A 13821-nucleotide genomic window follows, 5' to 3' on the forward strand; every position below is an offset into this window, starting at 1 on the left:
GTGCGGGCCCGGCGGCTACCCGAAGGTGAGATTGGACGGGTCCGTCGGCACGGCGAATGCCTCGAGGACCGGCCGGTGGATGCCCGCCTTGATCCCGGCGAGGTTCGGTCCGTGCAGCGCCGTCGTCGCCGCCGCGCGGGCCACCGCCGCGGCCAGCACGCCGTCGCCGTCCGCGGTCTGGTTCACGATCCCGGCGGCCAGGGCGTCGGGGCCGCCGTACCGGCGGCTCGTGGTCATCGACTCGACCGCGGTCTGCCGGGGCAGGGCCGTCGTCATCAGCGCGTTCATGCCGATGGTGAACGGCATGTTCAGGGCCGCTTCCGGCAGGCTGTAGAAACCCCGGTCCGCGCGCATCACGCGCACATCCTGCGAGGTGGCGAGCATGGCGCCGGCACCGAAGGCGTGCCCCTGCACGGCGGCCACCGTGGTCATCGGGAAGGTCAGCAGCCGGGTGAACACGGTGTGCACCTGATCCAGGTACCAGTGCGACTTGTCCAGGTTGCCGAACAGCCAGTCGGTGTCGAGTCCGTTGCTGTAGAACTTGCCGGTGGCGTAGGTGACCAGGGCGGCGGGACCCTCGTGGGCCTCGACCTCGTCCAGCTTCGCGTGGATCTCGGTGATCCAGTCGGGATGGAAGCGGTTCTCGCTGTCCCTCTGCCCCTCGTCACCGAGGTACAGGATGAATACGTCGCCGTCGCGCTCAAGAAATGGCATATGGGCACAATAGCGGCCATGGACGATTCCGATCTGGCCGCCGACCCGTTCGGCGCCGCGGCGCGGGCCGCGAGTGTGCTCGCCGAACGCACCGGGGTGCCCGCCCACGACGTGGCGGTGGTGCTCGGCTCCGGATGGCAGGCCGCGGCCGATGCGTTCGGTGCCCCGTCCGCCACGGTGCCGATGGCGGAGCTGCCCGGCTTCGCCGCGCCGTCCGCGTCCGGGCACGCCGGGCAGGTGCGCTCGGTGCGTGTCGGAGACGCCCACGTGCTGTTGCTGCTCGGCCGCACCCACGCCTACGAGGGACACGATCTGACCCGGGTGGTGCACCCCGTCCGGACCGCCTGCGCCACGGGCGCGGGAACCGTGATCCTGACGAACGCTGCGGGCGGGATCCGGGAGGGCATGAGTGTCGGTGTGCCGGTCCTGATCTCCGACCATCTCAACCTGACGGCCAGGTCGCCGCTGGTGGGCGCCGAGTTCGTGAACATGGTGGACGCGTACTCCCCCGACCTGCGCGCGCTCGCCAGGCAGATCGACCCGGCACTGACCGAGGGTGTGTACGCCGGGCTGCCCGGACCGCACTACGAGACGCCTGCCGAGATCCGGATGCTGCGGGTGCTCGGCGCGGACCTGGTCGGGATGTCGACCGTCCACGAGGCGATCGCGGTCCGGGCGATCGGCGCACGGGTGCTGGGACTGTCGCTGGTGACCAACCTGGCCGCGGGCATCACCGGCGAACCACTCGACCACTCCGAGGTGCTCGCGGCGGGTGCCGCCTCGGCGGGACGGATGGGCGAGCTGCTCCGCGCGCTGGTCGCCCGGCTGTGACGGACGAGAACGTGACTCCGCTGACCTTCGGCACCGCCGGACTGCGCGGGCCGCTGGGACCCGGCCGGGGCGCGATGAACGTCGACACCGTCGTGCGGACCACCGCCGGGCTGGTGTCCTGGTTGCAGGCGCGCTGCCTCGGCGGCTCGACCGTGGTGGTCGGCCGCGACGCGCGCCACGGTTCGGAGGAATTCGCCGCCGCGACCGCGGAGGTGCTCGCGGCCGCCGGGTTCGAGGTGGTGGCACTGCCCCGACCGCTGCCGACACCGGTGCTGGCCTTCGCGGTCCGCCGGCTCCGGGCGGCCGCAGGCGTGCAGATCACCGCCTCGCACAATCCCGCGACAGACAACGGCTACAAGGTGTACACCGACGGCGGGGCGCAGCTCATCGCCCCCGCCGACCGGGAGATCGAGCGCGCCATCGAGGCGGCCGGTCCCGCGTCCGCGGTCCGCCGCGCCCCGGTCGCACCGGCCGACGACGCGCTGGTCGCCGAGTACCTCGCCCGGGTCGCCGCGCTACCGCGCGGGAGCAGCCGCGACCTGCGCATCGCGTTGACCCCGCTGCACGGCGTCGGCGGCGACACCGCGCTCGCCGCGCTGACCGCCGCGGGCTTCACCGATGTGCACACCGTGACAAGGCAATTCGATCCGGACCCGGACTTTCCCACCGTGCGGTTCCCCAATCCCGAGGAGGACGGCGCCACCGACGCCCTCCTCGAGCTCGCCGACGACGTCGACGCCGACCTGGCCATCGCGCTCGACCCGGACGCGGATCGCTGTGCGGTCGGCGTACCCGGACCGGACGGGTGGCGGATGCTGCGCGGGGACGAGACCGGCGTCCTGCTGGGCGACCACGTGCTCTCCACTGCGGGGCCCGATCCACTCCTGGCGACCACGATCGTGTCGTCACAGCTGCTGGCGAAGGTCGCGGCGGCCAGGGGTGCGCGCTTCGCCGAGACGCTCACCGGCTTCAAGTGGCTGGTCCGGGCCGGGGCCGGCCTGGTCTACGCCTACGAGGAGGCCCTGGGGCACTGCGTCGACCCGGAGGCCGTCCGCGACAAGGACGGGATCTCCGCCGCCGTGCTGGTGGCAGACCTGGCGGCCGGGCTCAAGGCGCGGGGCCGAGCCCTGCAGGACGTCCTCGACGACTACGCGGTCGAGTTCGGGGTGCACGCGGGAGACCAGGTGTCGCGACGGGTCGGGCACCAGCGCGAGCTCGAGGACCTGATGTCCCGGCTGCGGGCCGCCCTGCCGCGATCGCTGGCCGGCGACGACGTCACCGCCGAGGACCTGCTCGCCCGGCGCGGCGCGCTCCGCACGGACGCGGTGGTGCTACGCGGCGACCACACCCGAATGGTGGTGCGGCCGTCCGGAACCGAGCCCAAACTCAAGTGCTATCTCGAGGTCGTCGTGGACGTCGACGACCGATCCGATCTGGAGCGCGCGCGGGCAGAGGCGGCGACTCGGTTGCGGGAGCTGGCCGACTACGCGCGCCGGCTCTGACCTCAGATCCAGCGCGGGCCGAACTGCCGGTCCCCCGCGTCACCGAGGCCGGGGACGATGTACGCGTCCTCGTTGAGTCCCTCGTCGATGCTCGCGGTGACCAACCGGACGGGGAACCCCGAGCCTTCGAGTGCCGCGACGCCCTCCGGCGCGGCAACCACACAGACCGCGGTGATGTCGCCCGCGCCCCTGGCGACGAGCAGTTCGATGGTGTGCACCATCGACCCGCCGGTGGCGAGCATCGGGTCGAGCACGTACACCGGGATCCCGGACAGGTCGTCGGGCAGCGATTCGAGATACGGCACCGGCTGATGGGTCTGCTCGTCGCGGGCCATGCCGACGAAGCCGACCTGCGACTGCGGGATCAGTGAACTCGCCTGCTCGACCATGCCGAGACCGGCCCGCAGCACCGGCACCAGCAGTGGCGGCGTGGCCAGCCGGACGCCGCGGGCCGCCGCGACCGGGGTCTGCACCTCGAACACCTCGATCTCGGCGTCGCGGATGGCCTCGTAGATCAGCATCTGGGTCAGTTCCCGCAGCGCCGACCTGAAGGTCGGGTTGTCACTGTCGGCATCGCGCATCGTGGTCAGCAGCGAGGCGGCCAGGGGGTGATCAACCACATGCGTGTCCATGGCCGAAAGAATATGCGCGAAACTCGCTTCGATGGAACCGGAGCCGCGTCGGCGGCGTCCAACCAGGCAATGCACAGTTCTGACTCCGGGGGAACGACATGAGTGAATTTTCGGCGGTGACCGAGGGCATCCGCGCCTACGGCGCGACGGCCTGGTCGATGGCGGCCCAGGTCGAGACCGCCGCGCTCGGGACGGCGGCGGCGGGCCCGGTCCTGCTCGGCCCCGCGTTCGGGCTGATCGGCGGCGACTTCGTCGCCGCCTTCGCGACCGCGCACGGCGGTCACGCGGCCGCGCTGACCGACCTCGCGCGGGTCCTGGGGAGCATGAGCGAGGCCGCGCACGCCTCTGCCGCCGCCTATGACGCCGCCGACCTCGGCGCGGCGTCGGGACTCAGTGCCACGGGCAACGGATTGGAGGCCTGAGCATGATCGGGATCGACCTGCTCGCCCGCCCCATCATCGAGTTGGTGGACACCTTCGGCACCGGAGTGATGCCGTCCGGCGGGCCTGCGGACGCCATCAGGATCGCCTCGATCGCCCTCGACTCCGCGTATGCGGTCGGCAAGCTCGGCATCGCCGAACTCGGCGGCGTGTGGACCGGTGTCGCGTCCGACGCCGCCGTGGCCAAAGCGGACCAGGCCCAGGCGCAACAGGTCCAGCTCTCCGACCGCGGCAACGAGATCGCGGACGTGCTCACCGTCGCCTCCCGCGACGTGAACACCGGAATGGTCGAGCTCGAGGGCATCTTGCAGTCGTTCATCTCGGTCGCCGTCGCGGCCGGTCCCACCCTGACCACGCCACCGGGCCAGATCATGATCATCGCCGCCGCCATCGATCACCTCTCCCGGGGGCTGGCCGTGGTCGCGCGGGTCCGCGCCGAGCTGACCGTGCACACCGCCAAGATGACGGCGTTGACGGCCCCCGAGGCGACCGGCGACCCTGCAGATCCCGGTGCGGCACAGGCCTCGGTGCGCCCCGCGGCCTCGACCGCTGCCACCACGCCCGCGTCGTCGCTGCAGCAGCGTGGCGACGCCTTCAGCGGTTTCGGCAACAGCTTCGGCAACGCCGCCTCGTCCGCGCCCGGCAACGGCTACTCCGGCTTCAGCGGCGCGATGGGCCAGACCGGACGCGGGCTCGGCGGCGGCAACCCGCTCGGGCGGGGCTCGGGCACCGCTCCACCGGAGATCGGCAAGGCCCCCACCCGCCCGCGCACCGGGAGCAGCTCGGACTCGCTGGGCAGCAGCGAGGGCGTCGAGATCTTCCTGCCGGACGGCAGCACCGCGATGGCACCGAACCGCGAGGCCGCGGACGCGGTCCGCAACGCGCTGAGCCAGCAGGGCGTGCCGTACGAGTGGGGTGGCACCACGCCGGGTCAGGGTCTGGACTGCTCCGGGCTGACGCAGTGGGCGTACGGCGAGGCGGGTGTGGAGATCCCCCGGCTCGCCCAGGAACAGAGCGTGGGCATCCCGGTGAACCAGTCTGACCTGCAGCCCGGCGACCTGGCCGTCTGGGACGGCCACGTCGCGATGGTGATCGGGAACAATCAAATGGTGGAAGCCGGGGACCCGGTCCAGGTGAGTTCGGTCCGCACCGAGAACATCGGCATGGGCTTCCAGGGCTTCTACAGGCCGACCGAATGAGCGCCGGGCAGCAGGTGCCGGCGAACGTGTCGGTCGCGACGGTGGGAAACCGGGCAGGCAGCATCACCGTCCGTGCCACCGATCAGGGCCTTCCGTTGGAGATCCGCATCGATCAGCGCGAACTGCGTTACGGCGGAACGCAACTGGCCGCCGCAATCCTCGAGGTCTGCACGCGGTCCACACGGGAGGCGCAGGTCCGCAGGCGCGCCGACCTGACCGAGCAGGGGGTGCCCGCCGAGGTCCTCGACAAGCTGGGCCTGCCGACCAGGAACGAGCTGGCCGCCGTGCAGCAGGCCGAGGCCGAGGAAGAAGCCGCCCCGACGAGTTGGATGCGACAGCTGTGAGCGAGCGAAACACCGACAACCAGATGGACCTCATCGTCGAGCGCGCCAGCGGCCGCGTCGACGACCTTGAGAACGCGCTGCACGACCTCACCCGGGCACGGGCCCGGGTGACCCACGACTCGGGCCTGGTCAGCGTCGAGGTCGATCGGAACGGCGGGATGAGCGGCCTGTGGATCTCCGAGTCGATTGCCCACGTCGATGCCCGTGAACTGGCCACCATGATCACCACGACCGCCGCCAGGGCCGCGCAGATGGTGGCCGACCGACGAGAACGGATACTGACGTCGCTGCAGGCCGCGTTCACCGACTAGGCTGCCAGCCATGGCAGGAGACATCGTCCCGATCCAGCTCGGTCTCACCGATGGCGACCTCGTCACGTTGTGGGCTCCCCGGTGGCGTGAGGGGGACGACGAGTGGGAGGCGTTCCTCGGTCACGACGAGGATCTGTACGCCTTCGAATCGGTCGCCGAACTGGCAGCGTTCACCCGCACCAACTCGGACAATGACCTGGTCGAGCACCCGTCGTGGTCGACGCTGTCGGCGTTGGGGGCCTCGGAGCTGGAACCGGACGAGACGCACGTCTACGACCTGGTGGGCGTGCCCGAGCTCGCCGCGGGAGATCCCGATGCGCTGACCATCACCGAACTCGAGGAGACCCTCGAGATGGTGCGCACGATCGGCGAGGTGTGCGAGCTCGACACCGTCACCAAGTTCTTCGGCGCTCACCCGGTCCTCGGGGCGCTGCCCGGCGGCGTGAACGCCTTCGCCGGGCGCGACGGCGAGCAGCTGTGGATCCAGATCGGCACTGCCGTCGCCGACGGCTGGGATGACGTTCTCGACGCGATCGATGCGATCGTGGCGACCCCCGAGGTCGACCAGGCGGCCGTTGCCGTCGCCGAGGCCGAAATCCTTGCCGCAGAGGAGAATATCGTCGATGCGGACGACGCCGCGGAGGAATCGGACGAGGACGACGAACTCGAGTTCATGACGGTCGACCTCGACGACGAGACCGTCGACCCGATCGCACTCGCCGCGGAGGACGAATCGTTCTGGACGTCCGTCGGCATCGATCCGATCAAGATCATCACCTCGGGTGCCGTCTACTACACGCTGCGGTGTTACCTCGATGACGATCCGATCTTCCTCGGCAGGTCGGGACGCATCCTGGTCTTCACCTCCGAGCGCGCACTGGCCCGCTACCTGGCCGACAACCACGATCACGACCTCGCGCAGCTGAGCACCTACTCGGATGTGCAGACCGCGGCAGTCGACGGCGCCCTCGAGATCGAGGTCACCGACGAGAACGTCTACGTGTTGCCGGGCCTCGCCGATGATCTCGCCCAGGGACCTCAGTCGGTCGACGCCGACCAGCTCGACCTGGCGGTCGAACTGTTCACCGACGCAGCCGATTACGCGGACGACGACTCCACCGAGCAGGCTCTCGCCACCTCCACCCCGCTCGGCTGGTACGTCTCCTACACGCTCAATCCCGACCCCTCCCGACTGGCACCGAACCCGCCGTTCGACGCCGAGTCCGAGGCCTGGCGTGCCCTCGAGCGCGAGTTCGAGGCCCGGCTGCGGGTCGAGTGATCAGCGGATGAGACGACTCAGCCGATGAGCACCGCGTAGCCCGGCTTGACCACCTCGTCGATCAGGCGCAGCCGATCGGGGAAGGGGATGAACGCGGACTTCATCGCGTTGATCGTGAACCGCTCGAGGTCGCTCCAGCCGTAGCCGAAGGTCGTGACCAGTTTGAGCATCTCCTCACTCATGCTGGTCGCGCTCATCAGCCGGTTGTCGGTGTTCACCGTGACGCGGAAGCGCTCCCTCGCCAATAGGTCGAAGGGATGCTTCTCCAGGCTCTCCACGGCACCGGTCTGCACGTTCGAACTCGGGCACAGCTCCAACGGGATGCGCTTGTCCCGCACGTAGTTCGCGAGCCGTCCGAGGGTCGCCACGCCATCCGACGCCACGGCGATGTCGTCGGTGATCCGCACCCCGTGTCCGAGGCGATCGGCGCCGCAGAACGCGATGGCCTCGTGGATCGACGGCAGCCCGAAGGCCTCGCCCGCATGGATGGTGAAGTGTGCGTTGCTCGTCCGCATGTACTCGAACGCGTCGAGGTGCCGGCTCGGCGGGTGCCCGGCCTCGGCGCCTGCGATGTCGAACCCGACCACCCCTCGGTCCCGGAACCGCACGGCCAGCTCCGCGATCTCCCGCGACCTGGCGGCGTGCCGCATGGCGGTGAGCAGGCAGCCGACCCGGAGCTCGCGTCCGAGTTCACGCGCCGCGGCCACACCCTCCTCGAACCCGAGCAGCGTGTGGTGCACGACCTCGTCGAGGCTCAGCCCCGCCTCCAGGTGCTGCTCCGGGGCGAACCTCACCTCGGCGTAGACCACCGAGTCCGCCGCCAGGTCCTCGGCACACTCCCTGGCGACCCGGGCGAGTCCCTCCGGGGTCTGCATCACCGCGACCGTGTGCTCGAAGGTCTCCAGATAGCGCACCAGGGAACCGCTGCCCGCGGCCTCGGCGAACCACAGCGCCAGCGAGTCGGCGTCGTCGGCAGGCAGTCCGCGGTAGCCGGCCTGGTGCGCCAGCTCGAGCACGGTGGCCGGCCGCAGTCCCCCGTCGAGGTGATCGTGCAGGAGCGCCTTGGGCGCGGTCCTGATGTGCGCGAGATCGAGCGGTAGCGGGCTCATGCTCCGACGCTAGACCCGCTCAGGCCGATCCGCTCGAAGACCAGCGGCGTCGACGGCGGCGTGTCGCCGACATCCCACGCGCCCGCCAGCGCGGCCAACGCCGGTTCGAACAGGCGCGGGGTGTCGCTGTACAGCGTGAACAGCGGCTGACCCGCGACGACGGCGTCGCCCGGTTTGGCGTGCCAGCGGACCCCGGCGCCGGCCTGCACGGCCTGGCCCTGACGCTCGCGGCCCGCGCCCAGCCGCCAGGCCGCGACACCGACGGCCATGGCGTCGAGCCGGGTCAGCACGCCGGACTCGGGCGCCCGCACGACCTCGTGATGGTGGGCGGTCGGCAGGGCGGCGTGTGGGTCCCCGCCCTGCGCGCGGACCATCGCGCGCCAGCGATCCATCGCCCGCCCGTCGGTCAGCACCTGCGCCGGATCGATCCCGTCGAGGCCCGCCGCCGCGAGCATCTCCCGCGCGAGCGTCAGCGTCAGTTCCACGACATCGGCGGGCCCGCCACCCTCGAGCACCTCGAGCGACTCGGCCACCTCGAGGGCGTTGCCCGCGGTGTTGCCGAGCGGGCTGTCCATCGCGGTCAGCAGTGCGACCGTGCGGACCCCCGCATCCGCGCCGAGATCGACCATGGTGGAAGCCAATTCGCGCGCGTCGTCGAGCTTCTTCATGAAGGCGCCGGAGCCGACCTTGACATCGAGCACCAGGGCCCCCGTCCCCTCCGCGATCTTCTTGCTCATGATCGAGCTGGCGATCAGCGGGATGGATTCGACGGTGCCGGTCACATCGCGCAGCGCGTACAGCTTGCGGTCCGCGGGTGCCAGCCCGGAACCGGCTGCGCACACCACCGCGCCGACCTCGGGGTCCGCCAGGATCGAGTGGATCTCCTCGGCCCCGAGGTCGGCCCGCCAGCCCGGGATCGACTCGAGCTTGTCGAGGGTGCCCCCGGTGTGGCCGAGGCCGCGCCCGGACAGTTGCGGGACCGCCGCGCCGCAGGCCGCCACCAGCGGGGCCAGCGGCAGGGTGATCTTGTCGCCGACACCGCCGGTCGAGTGCTTGTCCACCGTCGGCCTGCGCAGTCGCGAGAAATCCATCCGTCCGCCCGAGGCCACCATCGCACCCGTCCATGCGACGGTTTCCGCCCTGGTGAGTCCGCGGAATACGATCGCCATGGCCAGCGCCGACATCTGCTCATCGGCGACCTCGCCCCTGGTGTACGCGTCGATCACCCAGTGGATCTGCGCCGCGCTGAGCTCACGGCCGTCCCGCTTGGCTGTGATGATGGAGACGGGATCGGTCATGACCTCGACCCCCGGTCGCTCCGCTCCGTTTCATGGTCGCTCCGCGGGCTCCGCTCCTGCCGCACCCGGTCCAGGTCCTGCGGCCCGAAAGCAGCAGGTAGGAGCTCCGCGAGCGGCACGGGCCCGCCGGGAGCGTCGACGAGGAGGTCACCCCCGCCGTGCTCGAGCAGCAGCTGCCTGCAGCGACCGCACGGCATCAGTGTCTCCCCGCTGCCGTCCCGGCAACTGAAGGCGATCAGGGTGCCGCCGCCCGAGGAATGCAAGTTACTGACCAGTCCACATTCGGCGCAGAGGCCGAGTCCGTATGAGACATTTTCCACATTGCATCCGACGACAATTCGTCCATCGTCGACCAGGGCCGCCGCGCCCACCGGGAACCCGGAGTAGGGCGCGTAGGCGGATCTCATGGCGCGATCAGCATTGTCGCGCAACGTTTTCCAATCAATTTCGGCCACAGTTCGCCATCCAAGCATGCCCACTGAATGGATGCAGAAGATCCCCGGAACGCCCCCCGAGGCCATTGGACAGGCAAACCTAAGAAGCTCGTCACCCCGTCGTACGAACCGCCCGTCGAATTAGTTCCCCGATTCGACGGGGATTACAGTTCAGACAGTCGGTTCAGGTACACGTCGCGCCAAGGCTGAAAACTCCAGGGTCGTCCCAGATGAAACAGCCAAACGGGGTGCGACACGTCCACCAAAGACGTTGGAGGCACAGCACTCGATGAGTAGCACGACTGAAGCCGCTCCGGCGAAGGAGCGCACACGGTCGCTATACCGGGGCGACCCCGGCATGTGGTCCTGGGTTCTACACCGGATCACCGGAGTCGCGACATTCTTCTTTCTCTTCGTCCACGTTCTCGACACCGCGCTGGTGCGAGTCAACCCGGACACCTACGACGCGGTCATCGAGACCTACAAGAACCCGCTCGTCGGGCTCATGGAGCTCGGCCTGGTCGCGATGGTGCTCTACCACGCGCTCAACGGCGTCCGCGTGATGCTGGTCGACTTCTGGTCGAAGGGCCCGCAGTACCAGCGCCCGATGCTCTGGATCATCCTGGCGATCTGGTTCCTGGTGATGATCCCGGGCGCCGGCCGCATCTTCTACAACATGTTTGCGGGGCACTGACATGACTGAAGCCAAGACTCTCGGCACGTCCTACGACCGTCCCGCCAGCCTGGAGAACCCGCGTTCGCCGCGCCGCGTCGCGAAGAACAACTTCGAGCTCTACGCCTGGCTGTTCATGCGCCTGTCCGGACTCGCGCTGATCGTGCTGGTTCTCGGGCACCTGTTCATCATGCTGATGGTGGACAGCGGCGTGCACCGCATCAACTTCGCGTTCGTCGCGGGCCGCTGGTCCAGCCCGTTCTGGCAGTTCTGGGACCTCACCATGCTCTGGCTCGCCCAGCTGCACGGCGGCAACGGCCTGCGCACCGTGATCGCGGACTACTCGCGCAAGGATTCGACGCGCTTCTGGCTCAACACGGTTCTCGTGGTGTCGATGATCCTGATCATGGGCCTGGGCACCTACGTCATCTTCACCTTCGACCCCAATATCGTCGCGAGCTAGGGGAGCAGAAACTTCATGCAGGAACATCGTTATGACGTGGTCATCGTCGGTGCCGGCGGCGCCGGCATGCGCGCCGCCATCGAGGCCGGCCCTCGGGTGCGCACCGCGGTCCTGACCAAGCTCTACCCCACCCGCAGCCACACCGGCGCGGCCCAGGGCGGCATGTGCGCCGCGCTGGCGAACGTGGAGGAAGACAACTGGGAGTGGCACACCTTCGACACCGTCAAGGGCGGCGACTACCTCGCCGACCAGGACGCGGTCGAGATCATGGCCAAGGAAGCCATCGACGCGGTCCTCGACCTCGAGAAGATGGGTCTGCCGTTCAACCGGACCCCCGAGGGCAAGATCGACCAGCGCCGCTTCGGTGGACACACCCGTGACCACGGCAAGGCGCCCGTGCGCCGTGCGTGTTACGCCGCGGACCGCACCGGCCACATGATCCTGCAGACGCTCTACCAGAACTGCGTCAAGCACGACGTCGAGTTCTTCAACGAGTTCTACGCGCTCGACATCGCCCTGACCGAGACCGAGGAGGGCCCCGTCGCGACGGGTGTCATCGCCTACGAGCTCTCCACCGGCGAGATCCACGTCTTCCATGCCAAGTCCATCGTGTTCGCCACCGGCGGCTCGGGACGCATGTACAAGACCACCTCCAACGCCCACACCCTCACCGGTGACGGCATGGGCATCATCTTCCGCAAGGGCCTGCCCCTGGAGGACATGGAGTTCCACCAGTTCCATCCGACAGGCCTCGCGGGCCTCGGCATCCTGATCTCGGAGGCCGTCCGAGGCGAGGGCGGCATCCTCCGCAACGCGGACGGTGAGCGCTTCATGGAGCGCTACGCCCCCACCATCAAGGACCTCGCGCCCCGCGACATCGTGGCCCGTTCCATGGTGCTCGAGGTGCTCGAGGGCCGCGGCGCAGGCCCGAACAAGGACTACGTCTACATCGACGTGACCCACCTCGGCGAGGAGGTGCTCGAGGAGAAGCTCCCCGACATCACCGAGTTCGCCCGCACCTACCTGGGCGTCGACCCGGTCACCGAGCTGGTGCCCGTGTACCCGACCTGCCACTACGTGATGGGCGGCATCCCCACCAAGATCCGCGGTGAGGTGCTGCGCAACAACGACGACATCGTCCCCGGCCTGTACGCCGCGGGCGAGTGCGCCTGCGTCTCCGTGCACGGTGCGAACCGTCTCGGCACCAACTCGCTGCTCGACATCAACGTGTTCGGCCGTCGCGCCGGCATCGCCGCCGCCGAGCACGCGGAGAACACCGACTTCGTGCCGCTGCCGGAGAACCCGGCGAAGATGGTCGAGGAGTGGCTCGCGGTCATCCTCTCCGACCACGGCCACGAGCGGGTCGCGGACATCCGGACCGAGCTGCAGCAGACCATGGACAACAACGCGTCCGTGTTCCGCACCGAGACCACGCTGACCAATGCGCTCAAGGACGTCCGCGCCCTCAAGGAGCGGTACAACCACATCACCGTGCAGGACAAGGGCAAGCGCTACAACAGCGACCTGCTCGAGGCCGTCGAGCTCGGCTTCCTGCTGGAGATGGCGGAGGTGACCGTCGTCGGCGCGCTCAACCGCAAGGAGTCCCGCGGCGGCCACGCGCGCGAGGACTTCCCGGACCGCAACGATGCCGAGTACATGCAGCACACCATGGCCTACAAGGAAGGCGACGGTCTGCTCTCCGACATCCGTCTCGACTACAAGCCGGTAGTCATGACCCGCTACGAGCCGATGGAGCGTAAGTACTGATGTCCGCACCCGTTGTAGACAAGGACGCCCCCGCGCTGCCGCCCGTTCCCGAGGGCGCCGTGATGGTGACCCTCAAGATCGCCCGCTTCAACCCCGAGGACGGCGAGGGCCAGCACTGGGAGAGCTTCCAGGTCCCGACCCTGCCCACCGACCGGCTGCTGAACCTGCTCCTCTACGTGAAGGGCTACCTGGACGGCACGCTGACCTTCCGTCGTTCCTGCGCGCACGGCGTCTGTGGTTCCGATGCGATGCGCATCAACGGCGTGAACCGGCTCGCCTGCAAGGTCCTGATGCGCGACATGCTGCCGAAGGACCCGAGCAAGACCCTCACCATCACGGTCGAGCCCATCAAGGGCCTGCCGGTGGAGAAGGACCTGCTCGTGGACATGGAGCCCTTCTTCGACGCATTCCGCGCCGTGAAGCCGTTCCTCATGACCACCGGCAACGAGCCGACCCGCGAGCGCATCCAGTCGCAGGCCGACCGCGCGCGCTTCGATGACACCACCAAGTGCATCCTCTGCGCGTGCTGCACCACCTCGTGCCCGGTGTACTGGAGCGACGGCACCTACTTCGGCCCCGCCGCGATCGTCAACGCGCACCGGTTCATCTTCGACAGCCGCGACGAGGGCGCCTCGGAGCGTCTGGACATCCTGAACGACAAGGATGGCGTGTGGCGCTGCCGCACCACCTTCAACTGCACCGACGCGTGCCCCCGTGGCATCCAGGTGACGAAGGCGATCCAGGAAGTCAAGCGCGCTCTCCTGTTCGCGCGGTAGCGAAGCGGCTAGCGCGACCTACCGATACAGCGCGCGGTAGTAGACAGTT

16 protein-coding genes are annotated in these 13821 nt (G+C 69.3%); 11 read left to right on the plus strand and 5 right to left on the minus strand.

What is annotated here, in order from left to right:
* Nucleotides 1–15: 15 nt before the first annotated feature.
* Nucleotides 16–714: an enoyl-CoA hydratase/isomerase family protein gene (locus ACFQS9_RS06950; protein ID WP_378402835.1), complete on the minus strand. Its 699-nt coding sequence runs from the start codon at nucleotides 712–714 to the stop codon at nucleotides 16–18.
* A gap of 18 nt (nucleotides 715–732) precedes the next feature.
* Between ACFQS9_RS06950 and ACFQS9_RS06955 the strand changes: the two genes are divergently transcribed.
* Together ACFQS9_RS06955 and ACFQS9_RS06960 are read left to right on the plus strand one after the other, a co-directional pair.
* Nucleotides 733–1545, plus strand: coding sequence for a purine-nucleoside phosphorylase (locus tag ACFQS9_RS06955; protein WP_378402837.1), 813 nt, complete (start codon nucleotides 733–735; stop codon nucleotides 1543–1545).
* Nucleotides 1546–1556: 11 nt separating this feature from the next.
* Nucleotides 1557–3047, plus strand: coding sequence for a phospho-sugar mutase (locus ACFQS9_RS06960; RefSeq protein WP_378402839.1), 1491 nt, complete (start codon nucleotides 1557–1559; stop codon nucleotides 3045–3047).
* A gap of 2 nt (nucleotides 3048–3049) precedes the next feature.
* Here the strand turns inward: ACFQS9_RS06960 and upp are convergent, their stop codons facing one another.
* Nucleotides 3050–3679 (minus strand): uracil phosphoribosyltransferase, encoded by a 630-nt coding sequence (gene upp, locus ACFQS9_RS06965; protein WP_378402841.1) that lies wholly within the window; start codon nucleotides 3677–3679, stop codon nucleotides 3050–3052.
* 98 nt (nucleotides 3680–3777) lie between these two features.
* Between upp and ACFQS9_RS06970 the strand changes: the two genes are divergently transcribed.
* The 5 genes from ACFQS9_RS06970 to ACFQS9_RS06990 are packed head-to-tail and all read left to right on the plus strand — an operon-like array spanning nucleotide 3778 to nucleotide 7252.
* Nucleotides 3778–4101 (plus strand): type VII secretion target, encoded by a 324-nt coding sequence (locus ACFQS9_RS06970; RefSeq protein ID WP_378402843.1) that lies wholly within the window; start codon nucleotides 3778–3780, stop codon nucleotides 4099–4101.
* 2 nt (nucleotides 4102–4103) lie between these two features.
* On the plus strand, nucleotides 4104–5318 hold the full coding sequence (locus tag ACFQS9_RS06975) for a C40 family peptidase (RefSeq protein WP_378402845.1): 1215 nt from the start codon (nucleotides 4104–4106) through the stop codon (nucleotides 5316–5318).
* The gene (locus ACFQS9_RS06980) at nucleotides 5315–5662 is read left to right on the plus strand and encodes a hypothetical protein (protein ID WP_378402847.1); all 348 of its coding nucleotides are present in this window, start codon (nucleotides 5315–5317) and stop codon (nucleotides 5660–5662) included. Before ACFQS9_RS06975 ends, ACFQS9_RS06980 begins: the two co-directional genes overlap by 4 nt.
* Nucleotides 5659–5973: a YbaB/EbfC family nucleoid-associated protein gene (locus ACFQS9_RS06985; protein ID WP_378402849.1), complete on the plus strand. Its 315-nt coding sequence runs from the start codon at nucleotides 5659–5661 to the stop codon at nucleotides 5971–5973. Before ACFQS9_RS06980 ends, ACFQS9_RS06985 begins: the two co-directional genes overlap by 4 nt.
* A 10-nt stretch (nucleotides 5974–5983) precedes the next feature.
* Nucleotides 5984–7252 (plus strand): primosomal protein, encoded by a 1269-nt coding sequence (locus ACFQS9_RS06990; RefSeq protein WP_378402851.1) that lies wholly within the window; start codon nucleotides 5984–5986, stop codon nucleotides 7250–7252.
* A gap of 17 nt (nucleotides 7253–7269) precedes the next feature.
* On the opposite strand, the gene ACFQS9_RS06995 is transcribed toward ACFQS9_RS06990, so the two are convergent.
* Genes ACFQS9_RS06995 through ACFQS9_RS07005 form a run of 3 tightly spaced genes read right to left on the minus strand, consistent with a single transcriptional unit; the run spans nucleotide 7270 to nucleotide 10114 of the window.
* Nucleotides 7270–8361, minus strand: a complete 1092-nt coding sequence (locus tag ACFQS9_RS06995) for an adenosine deaminase (RefSeq protein WP_378402852.1) — start codon at nucleotides 8359–8361, stop codon at nucleotides 7270–7272.
* Nucleotides 8358–9659 (minus strand): thymidine phosphorylase, encoded by a 1302-nt coding sequence (locus ACFQS9_RS07000; RefSeq protein ID WP_378402854.1) that lies wholly within the window; start codon nucleotides 9657–9659, stop codon nucleotides 8358–8360. The genes ACFQS9_RS06995 and ACFQS9_RS07000 overlap by 4 nt, the downstream gene beginning before the upstream one ends.
* Nucleotides 9656–10114: a cytidine deaminase gene (locus tag ACFQS9_RS07005; protein WP_378402856.1), complete on the minus strand. Its 459-nt coding sequence runs from the start codon at nucleotides 10112–10114 to the stop codon at nucleotides 9656–9658. Before ACFQS9_RS07005 ends, ACFQS9_RS07000 begins: the two co-directional genes overlap by 4 nt.
* Nucleotides 10115–10382: 268 nt before the next feature.
* Between ACFQS9_RS07005 and sdhC the strand changes: the two genes are divergently transcribed.
* The 4 genes from sdhC to ACFQS9_RS07025 are packed head-to-tail and all read left to right on the plus strand — an operon-like array spanning nucleotide 10383 to nucleotide 13772.
* Nucleotides 10383–10787 (plus strand): succinate dehydrogenase, cytochrome b556 subunit, encoded by a 405-nt coding sequence (gene sdhC, locus ACFQS9_RS07010; RefSeq protein ID WP_378402858.1) that lies wholly within the window; start codon nucleotides 10383–10385, stop codon nucleotides 10785–10787.
* Between the two features lies 1 nt (nucleotide 10788).
* On the plus strand, nucleotides 10789–11229 hold the full coding sequence (locus tag ACFQS9_RS07015; protein ID WP_378402860.1) for a succinate dehydrogenase hydrophobic membrane anchor subunit: 441 nt from the start codon (nucleotides 10789–10791) through the stop codon (nucleotides 11227–11229).
* 15 nt (nucleotides 11230–11244) lie between these two features.
* The gene (gene sdhA / locus ACFQS9_RS07020; protein ID WP_378402863.1) at nucleotides 11245–12996 is read left to right on the plus strand and encodes a succinate dehydrogenase flavoprotein subunit; all 1752 of its coding nucleotides are present in this window, start codon (nucleotides 11245–11247) and stop codon (nucleotides 12994–12996) included.
* Complete coding sequence (locus ACFQS9_RS07025; protein WP_378402865.1) at nucleotides 12996–13772, plus strand: succinate dehydrogenase iron-sulfur subunit; 777 nt, start codon at nucleotides 12996–12998, stop codon at nucleotides 13770–13772. The genes sdhA and ACFQS9_RS07025 overlap by 1 nt, the downstream gene beginning before the upstream one ends.
* The last annotated feature ends 49 nt before the right edge of the window (nucleotides 13773–13821 follow it).

The organism is Rhodococcus daqingensis (assembly GCF_042665615.1).
In the GTDB taxonomy this organism is placed as follows: domain Bacteria; phylum Actinomycetota; class Actinomycetes; order Mycobacteriales; family Mycobacteriaceae; genus Rhodococcus_G; species Rhodococcus_G daqingensis.